Here is a 14,915-nt window from a genome sequence, read left to right as displayed (position 1 = left end):
ACTTTATCCTACAAAGTCTTCCTTAGTGGTTTTCACTTGTCCGAATGGCTGGAACTCGGTGCCGCTGAGTCCGCTGACTGCATCGATAAAGGTATTGGTGGTATGCGGTGTGTCATATAGAACTTTGAAAAAGTCCGCCCGTTTTTCTTTCGCTACTGCGTCGTAGGCTTTGCCGACCATCCAGCGGCCATAATAATACGAAGGATAATAAGTTTTCTGGATCGGGTCCGAGAAGAAGCGATGGCAGTTCTTCGCTTCAACGGCGCTGATCAGGCCGCTGTCCATCATGTAATGGATGGCTTCTTCTTTATTCATTTCTCCTTCGTTGTAAGCGTAGCAAGCATTGGTCATCGCCATCCGCTGCATATCAATCCAATCGCGCGCCAATTTGTACTGCTTTTTTTGCTGAAGCGTGATGCCTTCCGTTTCTTCCTCGTCACGGTCCCATCCCAGAAAATGAAGTGCGCTTTCAGGCCCTCCTTCAAACAAGGCATTCGTTGGCGAATTGATCAAGTAATAGGAAGCTTCAATGGGCAGCTTACCTTGCTTGAATAAATAATCCCATCGGCAGTAAAACGCCTGATGCCCCGGATAGCCTTCGTGGGTCATGATTTGTGCAAGCACCGGCTCTGTCCACGGCCGGTCAATATTGAAAGTCAAATTGCCGCGATAGTTTCCCGCATATTTGGAATAGCCGCTCCAGAAAACGCCGGTAATCGGCTTGATTGAATCGATGCCGTCTTCTTCCGGCAACCCGATCACCCGCTTCAATGTGCCGGCTTTGCTTTTGTCTTTCATAGATTCTGCTACTGCTACCACTTGGTCAGGCGGAATCAATGTTTCTTCAAGCCATTGTTCCGCTTTTTCTTTTAATATTCCCCTATATCCAAGGTCAGCCAAACCTTTCTCGACCTGTTCTTTTTGTCTGGATATGGTTTCTTCTCCTATTCTTGTGGACGGCAGTTCTTGAATATTCGCGATGTATTCGGAATATGGCAAGTCATCCCCTTGAAGGCTTCGGACAAAATAGCCGTAGGCATTGACCATGGACCGAAGATACCTTCCCGGATGCCCTTCCAAATTCGTAATTTCCTTTTCCACTTGTTCTACTTTGCGCCCGATGTCTTCCAGGCTTGAAAGGGTCGGCTTGATATGGCTGTAGCTGGCAGTCGCCACTTCCTGCCCATGCAATGCTTGGGCCTGCTCATTCAAACTTAAAACAATGTCAACGATCGCTTCGCCCACCGGTTCAGAAGTCCAACGCAACGTCATCTTTCAATCCCCCTTTGCTGTTGTTCAAGTTCCCATAAGGTTTCAATATCTTTCAGGATCAGTCCGCTCAGCATTTCATATAATTTCTCGCCTTTTTGGACGGTCGCCGCTCCGGCATTGCCTGAAAAAGCAGCGGGATAAAGAACCGTTCCGCCGTCTTTGAAACGAAACCGTTTCGGAAGCGGAATTTCATGGCTGCCAATTCCTTCCGTATAGGCATAGTTTTCATCGATTGCCAGCACCAATGATGTTTCATCTTCTCCTGCATGGCCAGGATCCGGCGCAATCTGCTTGATGTCTTCCCGGTAATCGATAAACCAATTGACCGTCAAGGTCCGGACACCCAGATCAGCCAATTTTTCCGTCACCACATCCAAGCTGGAATTATTGCCGCCATGGCCATTGAATAAAATAATGTTGTCAAAACCATTTTGGAAAAAGCCCCGGCAGATGTCAAAAACATAATCTGAAAAAGCTTGGGATGAAACATCGATCGTGCCGGCAAACGGTGCAAGTCCCCAGGAATGCCCATATGCCACTTCCGGTGCCATTAAGATTTTATCGCCTGCCGCTTTTTCCAGGCGCCGGACGAATTCCCGCGGAATCAGCACATCAGTGCCAAGTGCACAATGCGGTCCATGTGCTTCAATCATGCCGATCGGCAGCAGCACCGTATTGATCGTGTTTTGGATTTTTTCAAATTCACTCAAATTCATCGTCAGCATATCCATAACTGGCATCGGCCCCTTCAGTTCATATTGCGTGTTCGATCAATTTTTCCTATCGGCTAATGACCGGCGGCAGCTTGGCAGTCTGTGTTTGCTCCAGCAGATAAGCTGTCTGAAGCAGCCGGATATCCTGAAAATGCGGGGCAACCAGCTGCATGCCGATGGGCAGGCCACTCTCGGTATAACCCATATTCAATGTCAGCGCTGGATGCCCGGAAATATTGAAAGGTCCAGTAAATTGCATTTCATCCAATTCTTCGCTGCCGATTACCGGATCTTCCTCCGGCGCTTCAAAAGCCACCGTTGGCGTCAACAGCACATCGACTTCATTGAATAATTTTGAAGCGGCATCTGTAAACATTTTAAGATCCCTTAACCCGTTCAGGTAATCGACCGCTTTATGCTCCATTCCAAGGGCAATTTGCTGATAAGTCAGCGGAGCATAATCTTGCTGCCGGTCAAACCAGCCCTGATGGATTTGCGCCGCTTCTGGCAGAAGGATATTCATGATGATGTCTTCAGTCCGCTGCCAGTCTTTAATTTCAATTTCTTTCACTTCCCAGCCAAGTGACTGCAGCGTTTTTAACGTATCATCGTAGACCTTCTTCACATCCGGTTTCAAGCCTTTCAGCTTTTCAGCAGAAAGCACCCCCACCCTTCTCTTGCTGCGGCTGGCCGAAAAACGCTCCAAGTCGAGCCGGCTGGTTTTGCCTGCCAGTGAATGCGGATCTTTCGGATCATAGCCGTCTATCGCATCCAGCACAATTGCGGCATCTTTCACTGTTCTTGTAATTGGCCCGGCATGGTCCAGCGACCACGACAGCGGAAAGACGCCATGGGTACTGACCAGCCCGCGGGTCGGCTTTAGGCCAACCACCCCACAGTAGGAAGCTGGGATCCGAATGGAGCCGCCCGTGTCCGTACCGAGGGAAAAGAAACCGATTCCGCTTGCTACTGCAGCTGCCGATCCACTCGAAGAGCCGCCCGATGTCTTGGCGGTGTCCCAGGGGTTATTGGTTTTACCGAAATCCGGATGGACAATGCCGTAGGCAAATTCCAGCATATTGTTCTTCCCGATCAATACACCACCGAATCGGATCAATTTTTCCAAAACTGTTGCGTTATAGCCGGGCTTGAACTCTTTTAAGACATTCGATGCGCAAGTTGTAAAGATGCCGTTCGTGTAGAATAAGTCTTTCAGAGAATACGGAATTCCGGTTAACAGATGGGCCGCTTCATTCTTTAAGAACTTTTTTTCCGCTTCTTGCGCTTGTCTATTAGCATCTTCTTCTAATAAGGTGATAAAGGCATTCAGGTCAGGCTCGAGCTGCTGTTGCCGTTCAAATGTTTTTTGGGTTACTTCAACAGGCGACACTTCTTTTTGGCGATAAAGCCGGGCTATTTCCACAATGGATTGATCCAGTAAGTTGTCCATTTGCTACGCTCCTACCGCTAACAGCGGATCTGTCTCGTTGATGGCAAGCGAGCTGACCAAAAACAGCACGACGCCTTCTGTATGAGAGACAATTTCTTTAACGGTCTCACCGAATTCATTTGCCAGCCTGCCCAGTACTTGCTCTTTCGCTACCGAATCGCCGATTTGCACCGCTGGATACCAAAGCCCTTTTACATCGGAGCGGTACCAGTCGAATACCGAAATATAAGTGCAATCACTTTTTCTCACTTCACCTTCCAGCAGCCCAAGTGAAACGAGGATATTTTTCACGCCTTCCTGCAAGAGAATAGAATGCTCTTTGCTCATAATCCCTTGCTGGCCGGCTTCCGCGATGATTGCCGGTACCCCTTGCTCAGCAGCACAGCCATATGTAGATCCCGGAACTTGGCCTTTGCTTCCGATGACGTAGTCGATATCAAAGAGCGATGCCATTTCTTTGGATGCTTCCAGCACTTTTTCGTCTTTTGTGACGTGATAAATCGTAAACGGCACCAGGGCTTCGATCATATCGCCGCCGTGGAGGTCGATAATATAATCCACTTCTTTGAACACCGACTCATTCAGCCAGTAAGCCAAACGTTCAGCATCGGTGCCTTCTTTTTTCCCGGGGAACATGCGATTCAAGTTTTTTTGGTCTTTTGGATGGACATAGATGCTGCGCGCATAAAATGATGCCGGATTGGCAATCGGCAAAACGATCACTTTTCCTTTCACTTTTTCCGGAATGAGAGAGGCTCCGACTTGCTGGGCAGCATCAATCGATGTATATTCACAACCGTGAATACCTCCCAGTACCAGCACTTTCGGTCCTTCTTCAGAGCCGTTGACCAGAAAAGCGGGCAATTTTTCGTCAATCGTCGGCAGCTCCAGATAATTTTTCACTTTTTCTCCTTCAGCAACAGATAAATTCGCGATTTTCCAAGTTTTGCTCATTTATACCATCCTCCATCTAAGGTTTTCCATAGGGCCGCCTGTTTCCGCTAAAAAAATGGGATGCGGCTGCTGGATTGCAGCCGCTCCCCTTTCTTTATTGTTCTTTTGTAATTTTGTGGAACGGGACGTACCAGGTGTTCATTGGGTTCAGTTCATACCCTTTCACCCAAGTTCTGACAGGAGCTTGGATCTGCGGCTGTGCGACAAAGATATAAGGCACTTCTTCCGCCATGATATTCTGGATTTCCCGATAATTGTTCTCGCGCAGGTCTTCGTCAGTGCTGGTTCTGGCTTCTTCCAATAAAGAATCTACTTCAGGATTTTCATAGAAAGCCAAGTTGAAGCCAGGGCCTTTGCTCGTTGAATGAGCGAAATACCAGAGGTTGTAATCCGGATCCGGATAATCCGGCGTCCACGATACCAACCCGAAATCATGTTTTCCGCTTGTTACAAGATCCAGGAACGTCGGCCACGCGTAAGTCTTGATGTCCAGAGTCACACCCACTTTTTCAAGATCCGACTGCAGCAGAAGCGCTGTATTGCTTCGGACTTCGTCATCTTCGGAAATTGCGATTTCCAGCGTCAACCCTTCAGCTTGCCCCGCTTCTTCCAGCAAGGCTTTCGCTTTGTCCAAATCGTATTCATAAAGCTTCGCATCCGGGTTAAAACCGAACATGCCTTTTGGCACTGCACCTACAATGCGTTCAGCATTTCCCAAGTAGACGCTTTCAAGCAGTGCATCGTAGTTGATGCTATGGGCAATCGCTTGCCGCACTTTCTCGTCCGCAAGTGGACCGCTCTCAATATTCATCGGCATATAATCGATTTGGAAGCCGCTTGCCTTCACGATTTCGATTCCTTCAGTGCCTTCCATCTGGCCCAGCACTTCCGGTGACACCATCGTATTGTCAATCAAATCAATTTCGCCTTTTTCCAGCATCAGACGGGCTGTCGAGGCTTCCGAGACAAAACGGATATTGACGGTTTCCATCGTCGGTTTTTCTCCCCAATAATCCGGATTCGCTTTCATCACCAGCGTTTCACCGCGGTCCCAGCTTTCAAGGATATAAGGCCCTGAACCCATTTCCGCTTCAGCCAGGAAGGTTTGACCCAAGTCTTGCCCGTGGCTTTCTTCCAATGCCGGGTTGATGATATTGGCAAAAGCGGTGCCGAGTGTGCTGATAAAAGGAGCAAATGGTTCTTTCAAGGTAATTTTTATCGTATGGTCATCAATAATTTCAAAGCTATTTTCATCGATGACTTTGCTGAAAATACCGGCTGCTGATTTCCCTACATCAATTGCGCGAGTAAAGGAGTACTGCACCGCTTCAGCCGTAACCGGAGAGCCATCATGGAATTTAGCATCTTTGACTAAATGGAACGTGTACTCTTTGCCATCCTCCGAAACATCCCAGCTTTCCGCGAGCATCGGCTGTGGCTCTGTAGAAGTTCCGTCGTATGTCACCAGACGGTCATACATCATATAAATGACACGGAATGTGGTATTGGCCGCTTGTCCGTGGGGGTCCAATAACGGGATGTCCTGGTTCGTCGCAAAGTTAAATACATTTTCATCGAAGTTTTCATTTGGTTCCGCAGAATCTGTAGTGCCAGGAGATTGTGTACCTTCAGATTCTTCACTGTAATTTTGGCATCCAGCAAGCGCAAGCACCCCAATGACAAGAAACAACAATATTTTGGACCATCGGCTTTTGAACTTCACTATATTTCCCCCCTGTTTATAAGTTGGTGATTCCCCAAGACAAAAACGGCGTCAATCCCATCCCTCCTTTCAATGAAATCAACAGAGCATCCTCAGCGCTGCTTCGGATCCAGCACATCATTGAGTCCGTCTCCGAGCAGATTGAAACCTAACACTGTCAGAAGGATGGCAAGACCTGGAAATGTAGCTGCCCACCAAGCTTCCCTTAATATTTCACGGCTATTGGACAACATGGCGCCCCATTCCGGAGAAGGTGGCTGTGCACCAAGGCCGATGAAACTTAAACCGGCTGCAGACAAGATGACGAAACCTAAATCGAGCGATGCCTGAATGGTGGCTGGAGCAATTGAATTTGGAATGACTTCTTTGAATAGAATCCGGAATGGATTCGCACCCAAAGCCCGGGACGCTTCGATAAATTCCGAGTGCTTGATTGACAGGACCGATGAGCGCACAATCCGGGTATACCAAGGCCACCAAGTAGCCGCTAAAGCCAGCATGACGTTTTCTATTGAAGGCCCAAGCGCTGCTGCGATTGACATGGCCAGGATGATGCCGGGAAAAGACAGGAAAATATCGGTGATCCGCATGATGATCTGATCTACCCGACCGCCGATATAACCTGCAATTGCTCCAAGTATCGTTCCAATCGGGAAAGCAATCACCACCACCAATAAGCCAATGCGCAAGGAAATTCTTGTGCCGTAAACAATGCGGCTGAAAATATCCCGGCCCACTTCATCAGTCCCAAAATAATGCTCTCCGCTCGGAGCTTCCAATTTGCTCAGCAAATCCACTTCAGTCGGGCTATGGGTGGCGATTGCCGGCGCAAAAATAGCCGATATGACGATAATCAAAACAATAACGAGCCCGAGTACAGTCAGCGGGCTGCTTACGACTCTCCGTACCAATCCGGCCACCCCCTCAATTGTGTTTTAATCGTGGATCGATAAAGAAATACATCGTATCGACGATCAAATTGACCAGGATAAACATAATGGCAATCAATAGCGTAACACCCATGACTGCCGGGAAATCGAGATAGTTGATGGCATTTACTGCATATTGGCCAAGTCCCGGCCATGAAAATACGGCTTCTACCAGGACACTGCCTCCCAATGCATGGCCAAATGCCATTCCGAGCAATGTAATGACCGGCATGACGCCGTTTCGTAAGGCGTGGCCATACAGCACCCGGTTTTCAGGAGCCCCTTTTGCATAGGCTGTGCGGATGTAATCACTTTGCAGCACCGTCAGCATGCTCGAACGGGTCATCCGTGTAATCATTCCGACCGTCACCGCTGCAAGCGTAATGCCCGGCAGCACCAAATGCATCACCGCGGAAAAGAAAACAGGCCAGTTTCCAGTCAGCAAAGCATCGATGGTGTACATACCCGTAATATAATCTGGAGGGGACATGCCGTTATCGAGCCTGCCCGATCCCGGAAACATCCCCAGTCTCAGATAGAAAAATAATAACAGCAGCAAGCCGAGCCAGAACGCCGGCATCGCCACACCGAGAAGTGCGAATATCCTCGTAAACTGATCGGCGAGTTTGTCTTTCCTGCTCGCACTGATGATTCCGAACGGGATACCGATCAATAATGTAATCACCATCGCAAAAATCGTCAGTTCAAAAGTGGCCGGCGAATACCGGATTAAATCATCCGCAACCGGACGCTGGGAATAGGTGCTTTCCCCCAAATCCCCTTGGAAAATCCCCGCCATATAGCGGCCGTACTGGACATAAAGCGGATCGTTCAGCCCCATATCTTCCCGCAGCGCTTCCAATCCTTCCGGTGTCGCTTTAGGACCTAGAATCAGCCGGGCCGGATCCCCCGGAATCGTATTCGAAATGGCAAAAGTCAGTATGCTGATCCCGATCAGAATCGGAATCATCAACAGCAGGCGTCTGGCAATAAAGCGTAAGGCATCCATTCATCTGTCACCCCTTTAATGACTTGGTTTGCTTTTGTTTTATGTGTGGATACAGGCAGCAAAATGATCGGTTGATTTCTCTTCCAGCGGCGGAACAATTTCCGAACATTCTTTTGTCGCCATCGGGCATCTTGTATGGAACGGGCAGCCTGGCGGCGGATTGGATGGGCTCGGCAAATCACCTTGCAGAATAATCCGGTTTCTTACATGGACCGGATCCGGAACCGGCAAAGCTGACAGCAAGGCGCGTGTATAGGGATGCATCGGATCGTTGTAAACCTTCTCCACATCCGCAATTTCCACCACTTTCCCCAAGTACATGACTGCCACCTTATCGGAAATATGCTGGACAACCGACAAGTCGTGGGAAATGAACATATAGCTCAGATTCATCTCCTGCTGTAAATCGAGCATCAGGTTCAACACTTGTGATTGCACGGATACATCCAGAGCAGAAACAGGCTCATCGGCCACAATCAGTTTCGGGTTCAGCGCCAGCGCTCTGGCAATTCCAATGCGCTGTCTTTGTCCGCCTGAAAATTCATGAGGATAGTTATTAAGCTGCTCTTTCCGCAAGCCGATTTTGCCGGCCAGATTTTCAATTCGTTCTTTGCGTTCTTTTTTATTGCCGACACCGTGGATAATCAATGGCGCCTCCAGTATTTTGCGAACTGTATTTCTTGGATTCAGTGACGCATATGGATCTTGAAAAACAATCTGCATCTCTTTCCGCAGCTCTTTCATCTGCTTTGGGGACATATCGACAACTTCCTGCCCTTTAAACAGAATGCTTCCTTCAGTCGGCTCAACCAGGCGGAGAATGGAGCGGCCCAAACTGGATTTTCCGCATCCGGATTCCCCGACAATTCCTAAGGTTTTGCCTTCCTCTATGGAGAGGCTGACGCCATCAACTGCTTTGACAATGGTTTTTTCACCCAGAAACCCTTTTTTAGTTGTGAAGTGCTGCTTCAAGTTCCTCACTTCTAGCAGAGCCATCATTTTTCGCCTCCTTTTCATCGTAGAGCCAACAGGCTGTCTGGTGTTTTTCCCGTATTGCAATCATCGGAGGCACCGTTGTTCTGCAGATATACATGGCATGGATGCAGCGGTCGGCGAAGCGGCAGCCCACTGGCATATTGCCAGGTGTCGGCACAGTTCCTGGAATCGACCCCAGCTTCTTTTTGCGTTCGCCAAGCTTAGGGATTGAATCCAGTAACCCTTGCGTATAGGGATGCTTTGGATTTTGGAACAATTCAATCACCGGAGCCTCTTCCACGATTTTTCCGGCATACATGACGATGACCCGGTCGCAGACTTCTGCCACGACACCCATATCATGGGTGATCAGGATAATGCCCATATCGGTTTGCCGTTTGATATCATTCATCAATTCTAGTATCTGTGCCTGGACAGTCACATCGAGCGCTGTAGTCGGCTCATCGCATATCAAGAGCTGCGGCTCACAGGCCATGGCGATGGCAATCATGATGCGCTGCCTCATCCCGCCTGAAAGCTGATGGGGATATTCGTCAATCAGCTCTTCCGCCCGCGGCAGCCCAACTGCTTTTAATAGCTGCAATACACGTTCTCTACGTTCTTTCTTGCTTTTTTTCGTGTGCAAAATCAGAGATTCTTCTATTTGAGTCCCGACAGTATGGAGAGGGTTGAGTGACGTCAGCGGATCCTGGAAAATCATCGACATCTGATTCCCCCGGATCTTCTCCAGTTTTCGTTTGGAATACTTGGATATTCTGTCTCCTTGCAACTCGACTGTCCCTTCAAGACGGGCCTTATCCGGCAGCAATTGCATCAAAGAAAGCGCTGTCATGCTTTTCCCGCATCCGGATTCCCCTACAATTCCGAGCGTCTCCCCTTGGGCCACCTGAAATGAAATTCCATCCAGTATTTTCGAGTATTTTCCGGCTCTTTTAAGTGATAAAGACAAGTCTTTTACATCTAACAGCATATTTCCACCGCCCTTCAGTCTTTAGTTGAAGCTACTTTGGACAAATCCTTCAGCGCTGCTTTGTAATGGTTTGAAAATGCCCCTTGGATTATTTCACAATCCTGTGTCCGTAAAGCGTCCAGCAAAATCTGGTGATTATGAACGACCTGTTCCACCCTTAATGGCACTTGGGTGGCAATCGTTAAGAACATGGCCCCCACTTGAGTATCAAGATGCCTGTGGATGCTGATCAGCCGATTGTGCTTGGAAGCCCCCACAATGGTACTGTGGAACTGGATGTCACACTGAGCTTGTTTTTCCAGGTCTTTCGCTACCATCATTTGATGGAATTTCTCGAGCAAGCGCTCTAATTTGGCGAAATCTTTTTCTTTCAAATTAGGCACTGCCAACTGGGCTGCTTCTCCTTCCAGCAAGGCACGCAATGTATATATTTCGAAAGCATCCTGCCGTGACAAGGTTGCCACAAAGGTCCCTTTATTCGTTTCGTGTTTGATCAGCCCTTCATTTTGAAGAAGCTTTAACGCTTCCCGGATCGGTCCTCTTGAAATGCTCAGCTTTTCAGCAAGCTGCGCTTGATTGATCCGCTCGCCTGCATGCAGTTCTCTATTCAATATCATTTTCCTTATGATTGCTGCAACATCATCAGATAGCGTTCTCTGGTCCGGGATTAGCATTTTGTTCACTCCTATTTCAACTCGCCTTTGTTGGCAAGGCTTCATATATTTTTTTCAGTTCATAGAGATTGTTCCAGCTCATTTCTTTTGTTCCGCGTTCTATTTCTTTTATGAAAGCTATCAAAGCGCAAAGCAAAGGCATCTTAACACCGTAGCTTTGGCCGATTTCCAGTACTGTCCCCAGCTGGGCATCCACTTCCGTCTCCCGTTTACGTACCGCTAAATCCCGCCAGATTCCGCTTTTGGTCTTCTTATTTTTGGCCATGCGATCTGCCAGCTTATCGAGCTGAACATCCAGCTTTTTCGGATCGCGCCGCTCTCTTGGATAAACCAGAGCCGGCTCCCAATCATCGAAACCGAGCGGCTTAATGTTTTGCTTGTGCGCCACTTCCAGTATTTCCGAACATAATGCCATCAGCGTCTCCCTCAAATCGCGCCTCCTGACCACTTCGGCCATCGTTTCGTCTACTAGAGCAGTCGCATATAGCAGGCCGGCATACGACATTTTGCCCCATAAATAGCCCCAAATATTATCAGTGACTTCGGCTGGCCCCCAGCATTGCAATTTGTCTTTCAACACGTTGATACGCCCGGAAATGCGTCCATCCAGTTCCCCGAGATATAAAGAGGCTACTCCTCCGTAAAGAATTCTTCCTGGTTCCAGGTAATCTGCTGAAAAATTGACGAAGCAGCCGATTGTTCGTTCTGCTCCAATCATTTTTGAAATTTGCCGTTCGCACAGGCCGTTTTGCAATGAAATCACTTGTGAATCAGAAGTTAAAAGAGGCAAAAAAGGCGTTAAAGCTTTTTCTGTATGATGAGCTTTGACACAAAGGAAGATCGTTTCAAGAGGTTCATTTTTTTCAACTAATTGTTTTGGAGTATAGGCGGTTCCTTTTACTGTAAATGTTTCATCTGGGCCTTCAATCGTAAGCCCTTCAGTTTTTATTCGGTTTACATGTTCTTCAACAATATCGCAAAAAATGACTGTTTCTCCCGCACGCGCCAAGTAAGCACCGAGAACACCGCCAATCGCGCCGGCTCCGATTATTGTGATTGCCAAACTGCTTCCCCCTTTAAAAAAGCTGCATTCCTCCGTCTGCGGATATTACTTGCCCCGTGACATAACGGGCAAAATCTGATGCAAAAAACAGTACCGGATGAGCAATATCTTCCGGATTCCCCAGTCTTTTTACAGAGGTGGACTGGATTAAACTGGACTGCTCTTCCTCAGACATCGCCTTCCACTGCCGTTCTGTGGAGGGATTCGATAACACAAATCCCGGGGCAACGTTATTGACCGTGATTCCATGGGGACCGAGTTCCCGTGCCATTTGCCTGGTAAAACCGATTTGGCCGGCTTTGGCGCTCGTATAAGCCTGTATTCCGGTCAAGCTGCTGCTTCTTCCGGCACCACTCGAAATATTGACGATTCTTCCATATCCAGCTTTTTTCATATGTGGAGCAGCCGCCCGCACCATGAGAAATGTGGAAGTTAGGTTGATATCTATCACCTTCTGCCATGCTTCATCTGAAACTTGCTCAATCGGCTGATGGATCTGCCCCGCTACGCCTCCTGCTACATTGACGAGGATATCTATTTTCCCAAAATCTGTGAGGACTTTTTGCATTACATCCGCCACCGCTCCAGAGTCAGTCGCATCGCATATATATGAATTCACTGTGCCTAATGAGCCGGCAGCTGCGATGCTTTTTTTCACTTTTTCTTTAGTATCAGCCAACGGTTCTTCCAGGATATCTATGGCGGCGACATGCGCCCCTCGGCTTGCCAGCTCATGGCATATTGCCCTGCCTATGCCATGAGCTGCTCCGGTGACGACTGCTGTTTTATTTTCAAAAGTCAACTGTAAACTGTTAACACTTTGCTCCAATCCAATTCCCCCGCTCGCCAATTTTTTTATAGTATATTCTTATTGTTTTTTATTTGCAATACTATTTTGAATATTAAATAATCTAAAGAATTTAATAACGATGATTTAATAGTAATAAAAACCAAATAAAAAAACAGATTGCTAAAATTCGCAATCTGTTTTAGAATTTTCATGGAATTTTTAGTGTTTGTGCCGCTGTTTTCATTGCTGAATTACTGGGCCGTATATCCGCCGTCCACCATTAATGTGGTGCCTGTCACAAAATCGTTTTCACACAAAAAGACGATTGCATGCGCCACTTCCTCGGGCCGTCCTAAGCGGCCGATTGGGTGCTTCGCTATTATTCTTTCATAAAATTCCGGACTCATTGTGCTGCGATTCGACATACCCGTTTCAATATAGCCCGGGCTCACTGCATTTACGCGAATGTTTTTATCTGCATATTGAAGAGCCAGAGATTTTGTCATTAAATTCACCGCACCTTTAGAAGCGGTAACAGCAAAAGCATTCGCTTCTCCAACACTTCCCAAAATGGATGCCGTATTGACAATGACACCTCCTCCGGTTTTCAGCATTTCTCGGATGGCGTGTTTTGATCCAAAGAAAACTCCGTCTTGATTCACCGCAATTATTTTCCGGTAATCTTCGTAGGAAAGTTCATGGGTTACACTGAGTGCGCGAATTCCTGCATTATTGACCATAATGTCAATGCGCCCAAACTGTTTAATCGTTTCTGATACAAGGTTTGCTACTGAATCTTCTCGGGAAGCATCGAATTCATTAAATACAATTTCTGCTCCGTTGCTTTGAAGTTCCTTGGCAGCTGCTTTTCCGCCTTCCACATTAATGTCCGCAATAACTACTTTAGCCCCTTTGCCCAACAGCGCTTTAGCAGTAGCTAAGCCGATTCCTGAAGCTCCGCCAGTCACTACTGCTATTTTTCCTGTCAATTCCATCTGAATTGCCTCCCTGTATCGGAAAATAACTCTCCATACAATTATAGCAATTTATATCTGAAAATTCTAACAATTATAGTTTTACTATATAAAAGGATTTCCAGCTCTCTCCTCTTTATGGCACCCTGTTCTTCTCATTATCATCCAATCAACTTAGTGCGTACTTTTTTTTTGAGCAATGATTAAGAAAAGCTTCCGTTTCTTTCGTGCTGCGCATTTCCCGGTCTTGCATAATCACCTGTATTTTTTCAATCATTTTTCGGCCAAGCCCTTCACCCCGGTATGATGGAAGCACTGAAACATGATGTACTATGAAATAAGTGTCGGCCACTTCCACTCCGATCAGTCCTACATAGTCCTCCTCGTTTTTCAGCAAGTATAATTGCCAATCAGGATCTTCAGTGTAACGGGTGATTGTTTGGCATAAACTTTTCAAATTTCTCTCTTGTGGCATGAAGGACAATAAACCCATCGCAATCTTTTGGCATGATTTCTTATATCTGACTAACATAAGCCCATCCTCGCTTCATTAATATTTCTTTTGCCTCGTTGCGCTAGCTGCTGTTTATTAATTCATATAAACTTTTCCATCCAGCTGCTCAATGACTTCCAATGCCGCCCCAAGCCGTTCTGCAAAATCCTCCGGACGCTCTTTTGATTCCAGGCGCACACAGACGATATTCGGATTCGATATCAAGCGTTGCTGAAAATCTGTCGGCAGTGGAATCGGGTACTCTCTGAAGTTGAAAGTGAAACATGGAAATTCTTCAGGCAGCAAGTAAATTTCTGCTTTATTGTGGGCAGTGCCATCTTCTTTAAGATGTTTAAAAGAAATATCCAAATCCAAAGTGCAGGTGAAGAATGATGTATTGGCATGAATCACCAATGTTCTTTTCTTTTTGACGATACATCTTCCCGACTGCAGCTCGATTTCCGATTTCAACAGCATACCCACTTTTTCCGCCACTTGTTCCAACCGCTCCATCTTAACTCTCCCCTTCCATCATGTTCAACGCTGTTTGGTTCTTTAACCGTATAAAGTTATTTGAACAGATACACAGTAAGGACAAGTTTCGTAATTTTCTTCCTGTATAAGCCGTTCCACATACTTAGGGCAATTCGTGAATTCTCTGCTTGTGATTGGCGTTCCCATAAAACCACAGCGATCGCCCGCAAACTTTTGCTGATGAATGCTTTTTTGATTGTGATCAATAAAATACTTCATCAATTCCGCTCCTTTTTCCGGTTAAAACGTACAAAAACGCCGAAAAGAATTGAAACATTCTTTTCGGCGTTGTTTCCAGCTCTATTGTCTGTAACATCCAACCAAGTTTATTTTATTTTATAAATAAGCGCGTAGATTTTAAGTTTTTAGTC

Annotated in this window: 16 protein-coding genes; all 16 read right to left on the bottom strand. The window is 46.9% G+C overall.

Features of this window, described 5'->3' with window-relative positions; all coding sequences use genetic code 11:
- Positions 1–3 precede the first annotated feature (3 nt).
- Complete coding sequence (locus tag AC3AQ9_RS12285; protein WP_488307778.1) at positions 4–1,272, bottom strand: hypothetical protein; 1,269 nt, start codon at positions 1,270–1,272, stop codon at positions 4–6.
- Positions 1,269–2,012 (bottom strand): creatininase family protein, encoded by a 744-nt coding sequence (locus tag AC3AQ9_RS12280; RefSeq protein WP_488307777.1) that lies wholly within the window; start codon positions 2,010–2,012, stop codon positions 1,269–1,271. Before AC3AQ9_RS12280 ends, AC3AQ9_RS12285 begins: the two co-directional genes overlap by 4 nt.
- 40 nt (positions 2,013–2,052) lie before the next feature.
- The gene (locus AC3AQ9_RS12275; RefSeq protein ID WP_488307776.1) at positions 2,053–3,435 is read right to left on the bottom strand and encodes an amidase; all 1,383 of its coding nucleotides are present in this window, start codon (positions 3,433–3,435) and stop codon (positions 2,053–2,055) included.
- A gap of 3 nt (positions 3,436–3,438) precedes the next feature.
- On the bottom strand, positions 3,439–4,389 hold the full coding sequence (locus AC3AQ9_RS12270; protein ID WP_488307775.1) for a M14 family metallopeptidase: 951 nt from the start codon (positions 4,387–4,389) through the stop codon (positions 3,439–3,441).
- A 94-nt stretch (positions 4,390–4,483) separates the two neighbouring features.
- Positions 4,484–6,112: an ABC transporter substrate-binding protein gene (locus AC3AQ9_RS12265; RefSeq protein WP_488307774.1), complete on the bottom strand. Its 1,629-nt coding sequence runs from the start codon at positions 6,110–6,112 to the stop codon at positions 4,484–4,486.
- A 92-nt stretch (positions 6,113–6,204) separates the two neighbouring features.
- Complete coding sequence (gene nikC, locus AC3AQ9_RS12260) at positions 6,205–7,032, bottom strand: nickel transporter permease (RefSeq protein WP_488307773.1); 828 nt, start codon at positions 7,030–7,032, stop codon at positions 6,205–6,207.
- Between the two features lie 4 nt (positions 7,033–7,036).
- Complete coding sequence (locus AC3AQ9_RS12255) at positions 7,037–8,050, bottom strand: ABC transporter permease (protein ID WP_488307772.1); 1,014 nt, start codon at positions 8,048–8,050, stop codon at positions 7,037–7,039.
- 39 nt (positions 8,051–8,089) lie between these two features.
- Entirely contained in the window at positions 8,090–9,046 is a 957-nt protein-coding gene (locus AC3AQ9_RS12250; protein ID WP_488307863.1) for an ABC transporter ATP-binding protein, read from the bottom strand.
- Positions 9,000–10,016, bottom strand: a complete 1,017-nt coding sequence (locus AC3AQ9_RS12245) for an ABC transporter ATP-binding protein (RefSeq protein WP_488307771.1) — start codon at positions 10,014–10,016, stop codon at positions 9,000–9,002. Before AC3AQ9_RS12245 ends, AC3AQ9_RS12250 begins: the two co-directional genes overlap by 47 nt.
- A gap of 14 nt (positions 10,017–10,030) precedes the next feature.
- On the bottom strand, positions 10,031–10,690 hold the full coding sequence (locus AC3AQ9_RS12240; protein ID WP_488307770.1) for a GntR family transcriptional regulator: 660 nt from the start codon (positions 10,688–10,690) through the stop codon (positions 10,031–10,033).
- Positions 10,691–10,706: 16 nt separating this feature from the next.
- Positions 10,707–11,753, bottom strand: coding sequence for a ketopantoate reductase family protein (locus AC3AQ9_RS12235; RefSeq protein WP_488307769.1), 1,047 nt, complete (start codon positions 11,751–11,753; stop codon positions 10,707–10,709).
- Between the two features lie 13 nt (positions 11,754–11,766).
- Positions 11,767–12,582 carry an SDR family NAD(P)-dependent oxidoreductase gene (locus AC3AQ9_RS12230; protein ID WP_488307768.1) on the bottom strand — a complete coding sequence of 272 codons (816 nt, stop codon included), beginning with the start codon at positions 12,580–12,582 and terminating at the stop codon, positions 11,767–11,769.
- 212 nt (positions 12,583–12,794) lie between these two features.
- Positions 12,795–13,538: an SDR family NAD(P)-dependent oxidoreductase gene (locus AC3AQ9_RS12225; protein ID WP_488307767.1), complete on the bottom strand. Its 744-nt coding sequence runs from the start codon at positions 13,536–13,538 to the stop codon at positions 12,795–12,797.
- Between the two features lie 148 nt (positions 13,539–13,686).
- Positions 13,687–14,049 (bottom strand): GNAT family N-acetyltransferase, encoded by a 363-nt coding sequence (locus AC3AQ9_RS12220; RefSeq protein WP_488307766.1) that lies wholly within the window; start codon positions 14,047–14,049, stop codon positions 13,687–13,689.
- A 57-nt stretch (positions 14,050–14,106) separates the two neighbouring features.
- A complete protein-coding gene (locus AC3AQ9_RS12215; RefSeq protein WP_488307765.1) occupies positions 14,107–14,523 on the bottom strand; it encodes a DUF1259 domain-containing protein in 417 nt (138 codons plus the stop codon).
- Between the two features lie 42 nt (positions 14,524–14,565).
- On the bottom strand, positions 14,566–14,763 hold the full coding sequence (locus AC3AQ9_RS12210) for a hypothetical protein (protein ID WP_488307764.1): 198 nt from the start codon (positions 14,761–14,763) through the stop codon (positions 14,566–14,568).
- Positions 14,764–14,915: the final 152 nt, after the last annotated feature.

It is taken from the genome of Planococcus sp. VCh962, assembly GCF_057748275.1.
Note: the sequence above shows the minus strand (reverse complement) of the source record. Positions and strands in the feature narration are given on the sequence as shown.

Bases quoted from the DNA above. Each gene is read 5' to 3' on its own strand.
- AC3AQ9_RS12285 (WP_488307778.1), bottom strand. From the start codon at position 1,272: ATGACGTTGCGTTGGACTTCTGAACCGGTGGGCGAAGCGATCGTTGAC.
- AC3AQ9_RS12210 (WP_488307764.1), bottom strand. From the start codon at position 14,763: ATGAAGTATTTTATTGATCACAATCAAAAAAGCATTCATCAGCAAAAG.
- AC3AQ9_RS12240 (WP_488307770.1), bottom strand. From the start codon at position 10,690: ATGCTAATCCCGGACCAGAGAACGCTATCTGATGATGTTGCAGCAATC.
- AC3AQ9_RS12250 (WP_488307863.1), bottom strand. From the start codon at position 9,046: ATGGCTCTGCTAGAAGTGAGGAACTTGAAGCAGCACTTCACAACTAAA.
- AC3AQ9_RS12245 (WP_488307771.1), bottom strand. From the start codon at position 10,016: ATGCTGTTAGATGTAAAAGACTTGTCTTTATCACTTAAAAGAGCCGGA.
- AC3AQ9_RS12220 (WP_488307766.1), bottom strand. From the start codon at position 14,049: ATGTTAGTCAGATATAAGAAATCATGCCAAAAGATTGCGATGGGTTTA.
- AC3AQ9_RS12270 (WP_488307775.1), bottom strand. From the start codon at position 4,389: ATGAGCAAAACTTGGAAAATCGCGAATTTATCTGTTGCTGAAGGAGAA.
- AC3AQ9_RS12255 (WP_488307772.1), bottom strand. From the start codon at position 8,050: ATGGATGCCTTACGCTTTATTGCCAGACGCCTGCTGTTGATGATTCCG.
- AC3AQ9_RS12215 (WP_488307765.1), bottom strand. From the start codon at position 14,523: ATGGAGCGGTTGGAACAAGTGGCGGAAAAAGTGGGTATGCTGTTGAAA.
- AC3AQ9_RS12275 (WP_488307776.1), bottom strand. From the start codon at position 3,435: ATGGACAACTTACTGGATCAATCCATTGTGGAAATAGCCCGGCTTTAT.
- AC3AQ9_RS12225 (WP_488307767.1), bottom strand. From the start codon at position 13,538: ATGGAATTGACAGGAAAAATAGCAGTAGTGACTGGCGGAGCTTCAGGA.
- AC3AQ9_RS12280 (WP_488307777.1), bottom strand. From the start codon at position 2,012: ATGCCAGTTATGGATATGCTGACGATGAATTTGAGTGAATTTGAAAAA.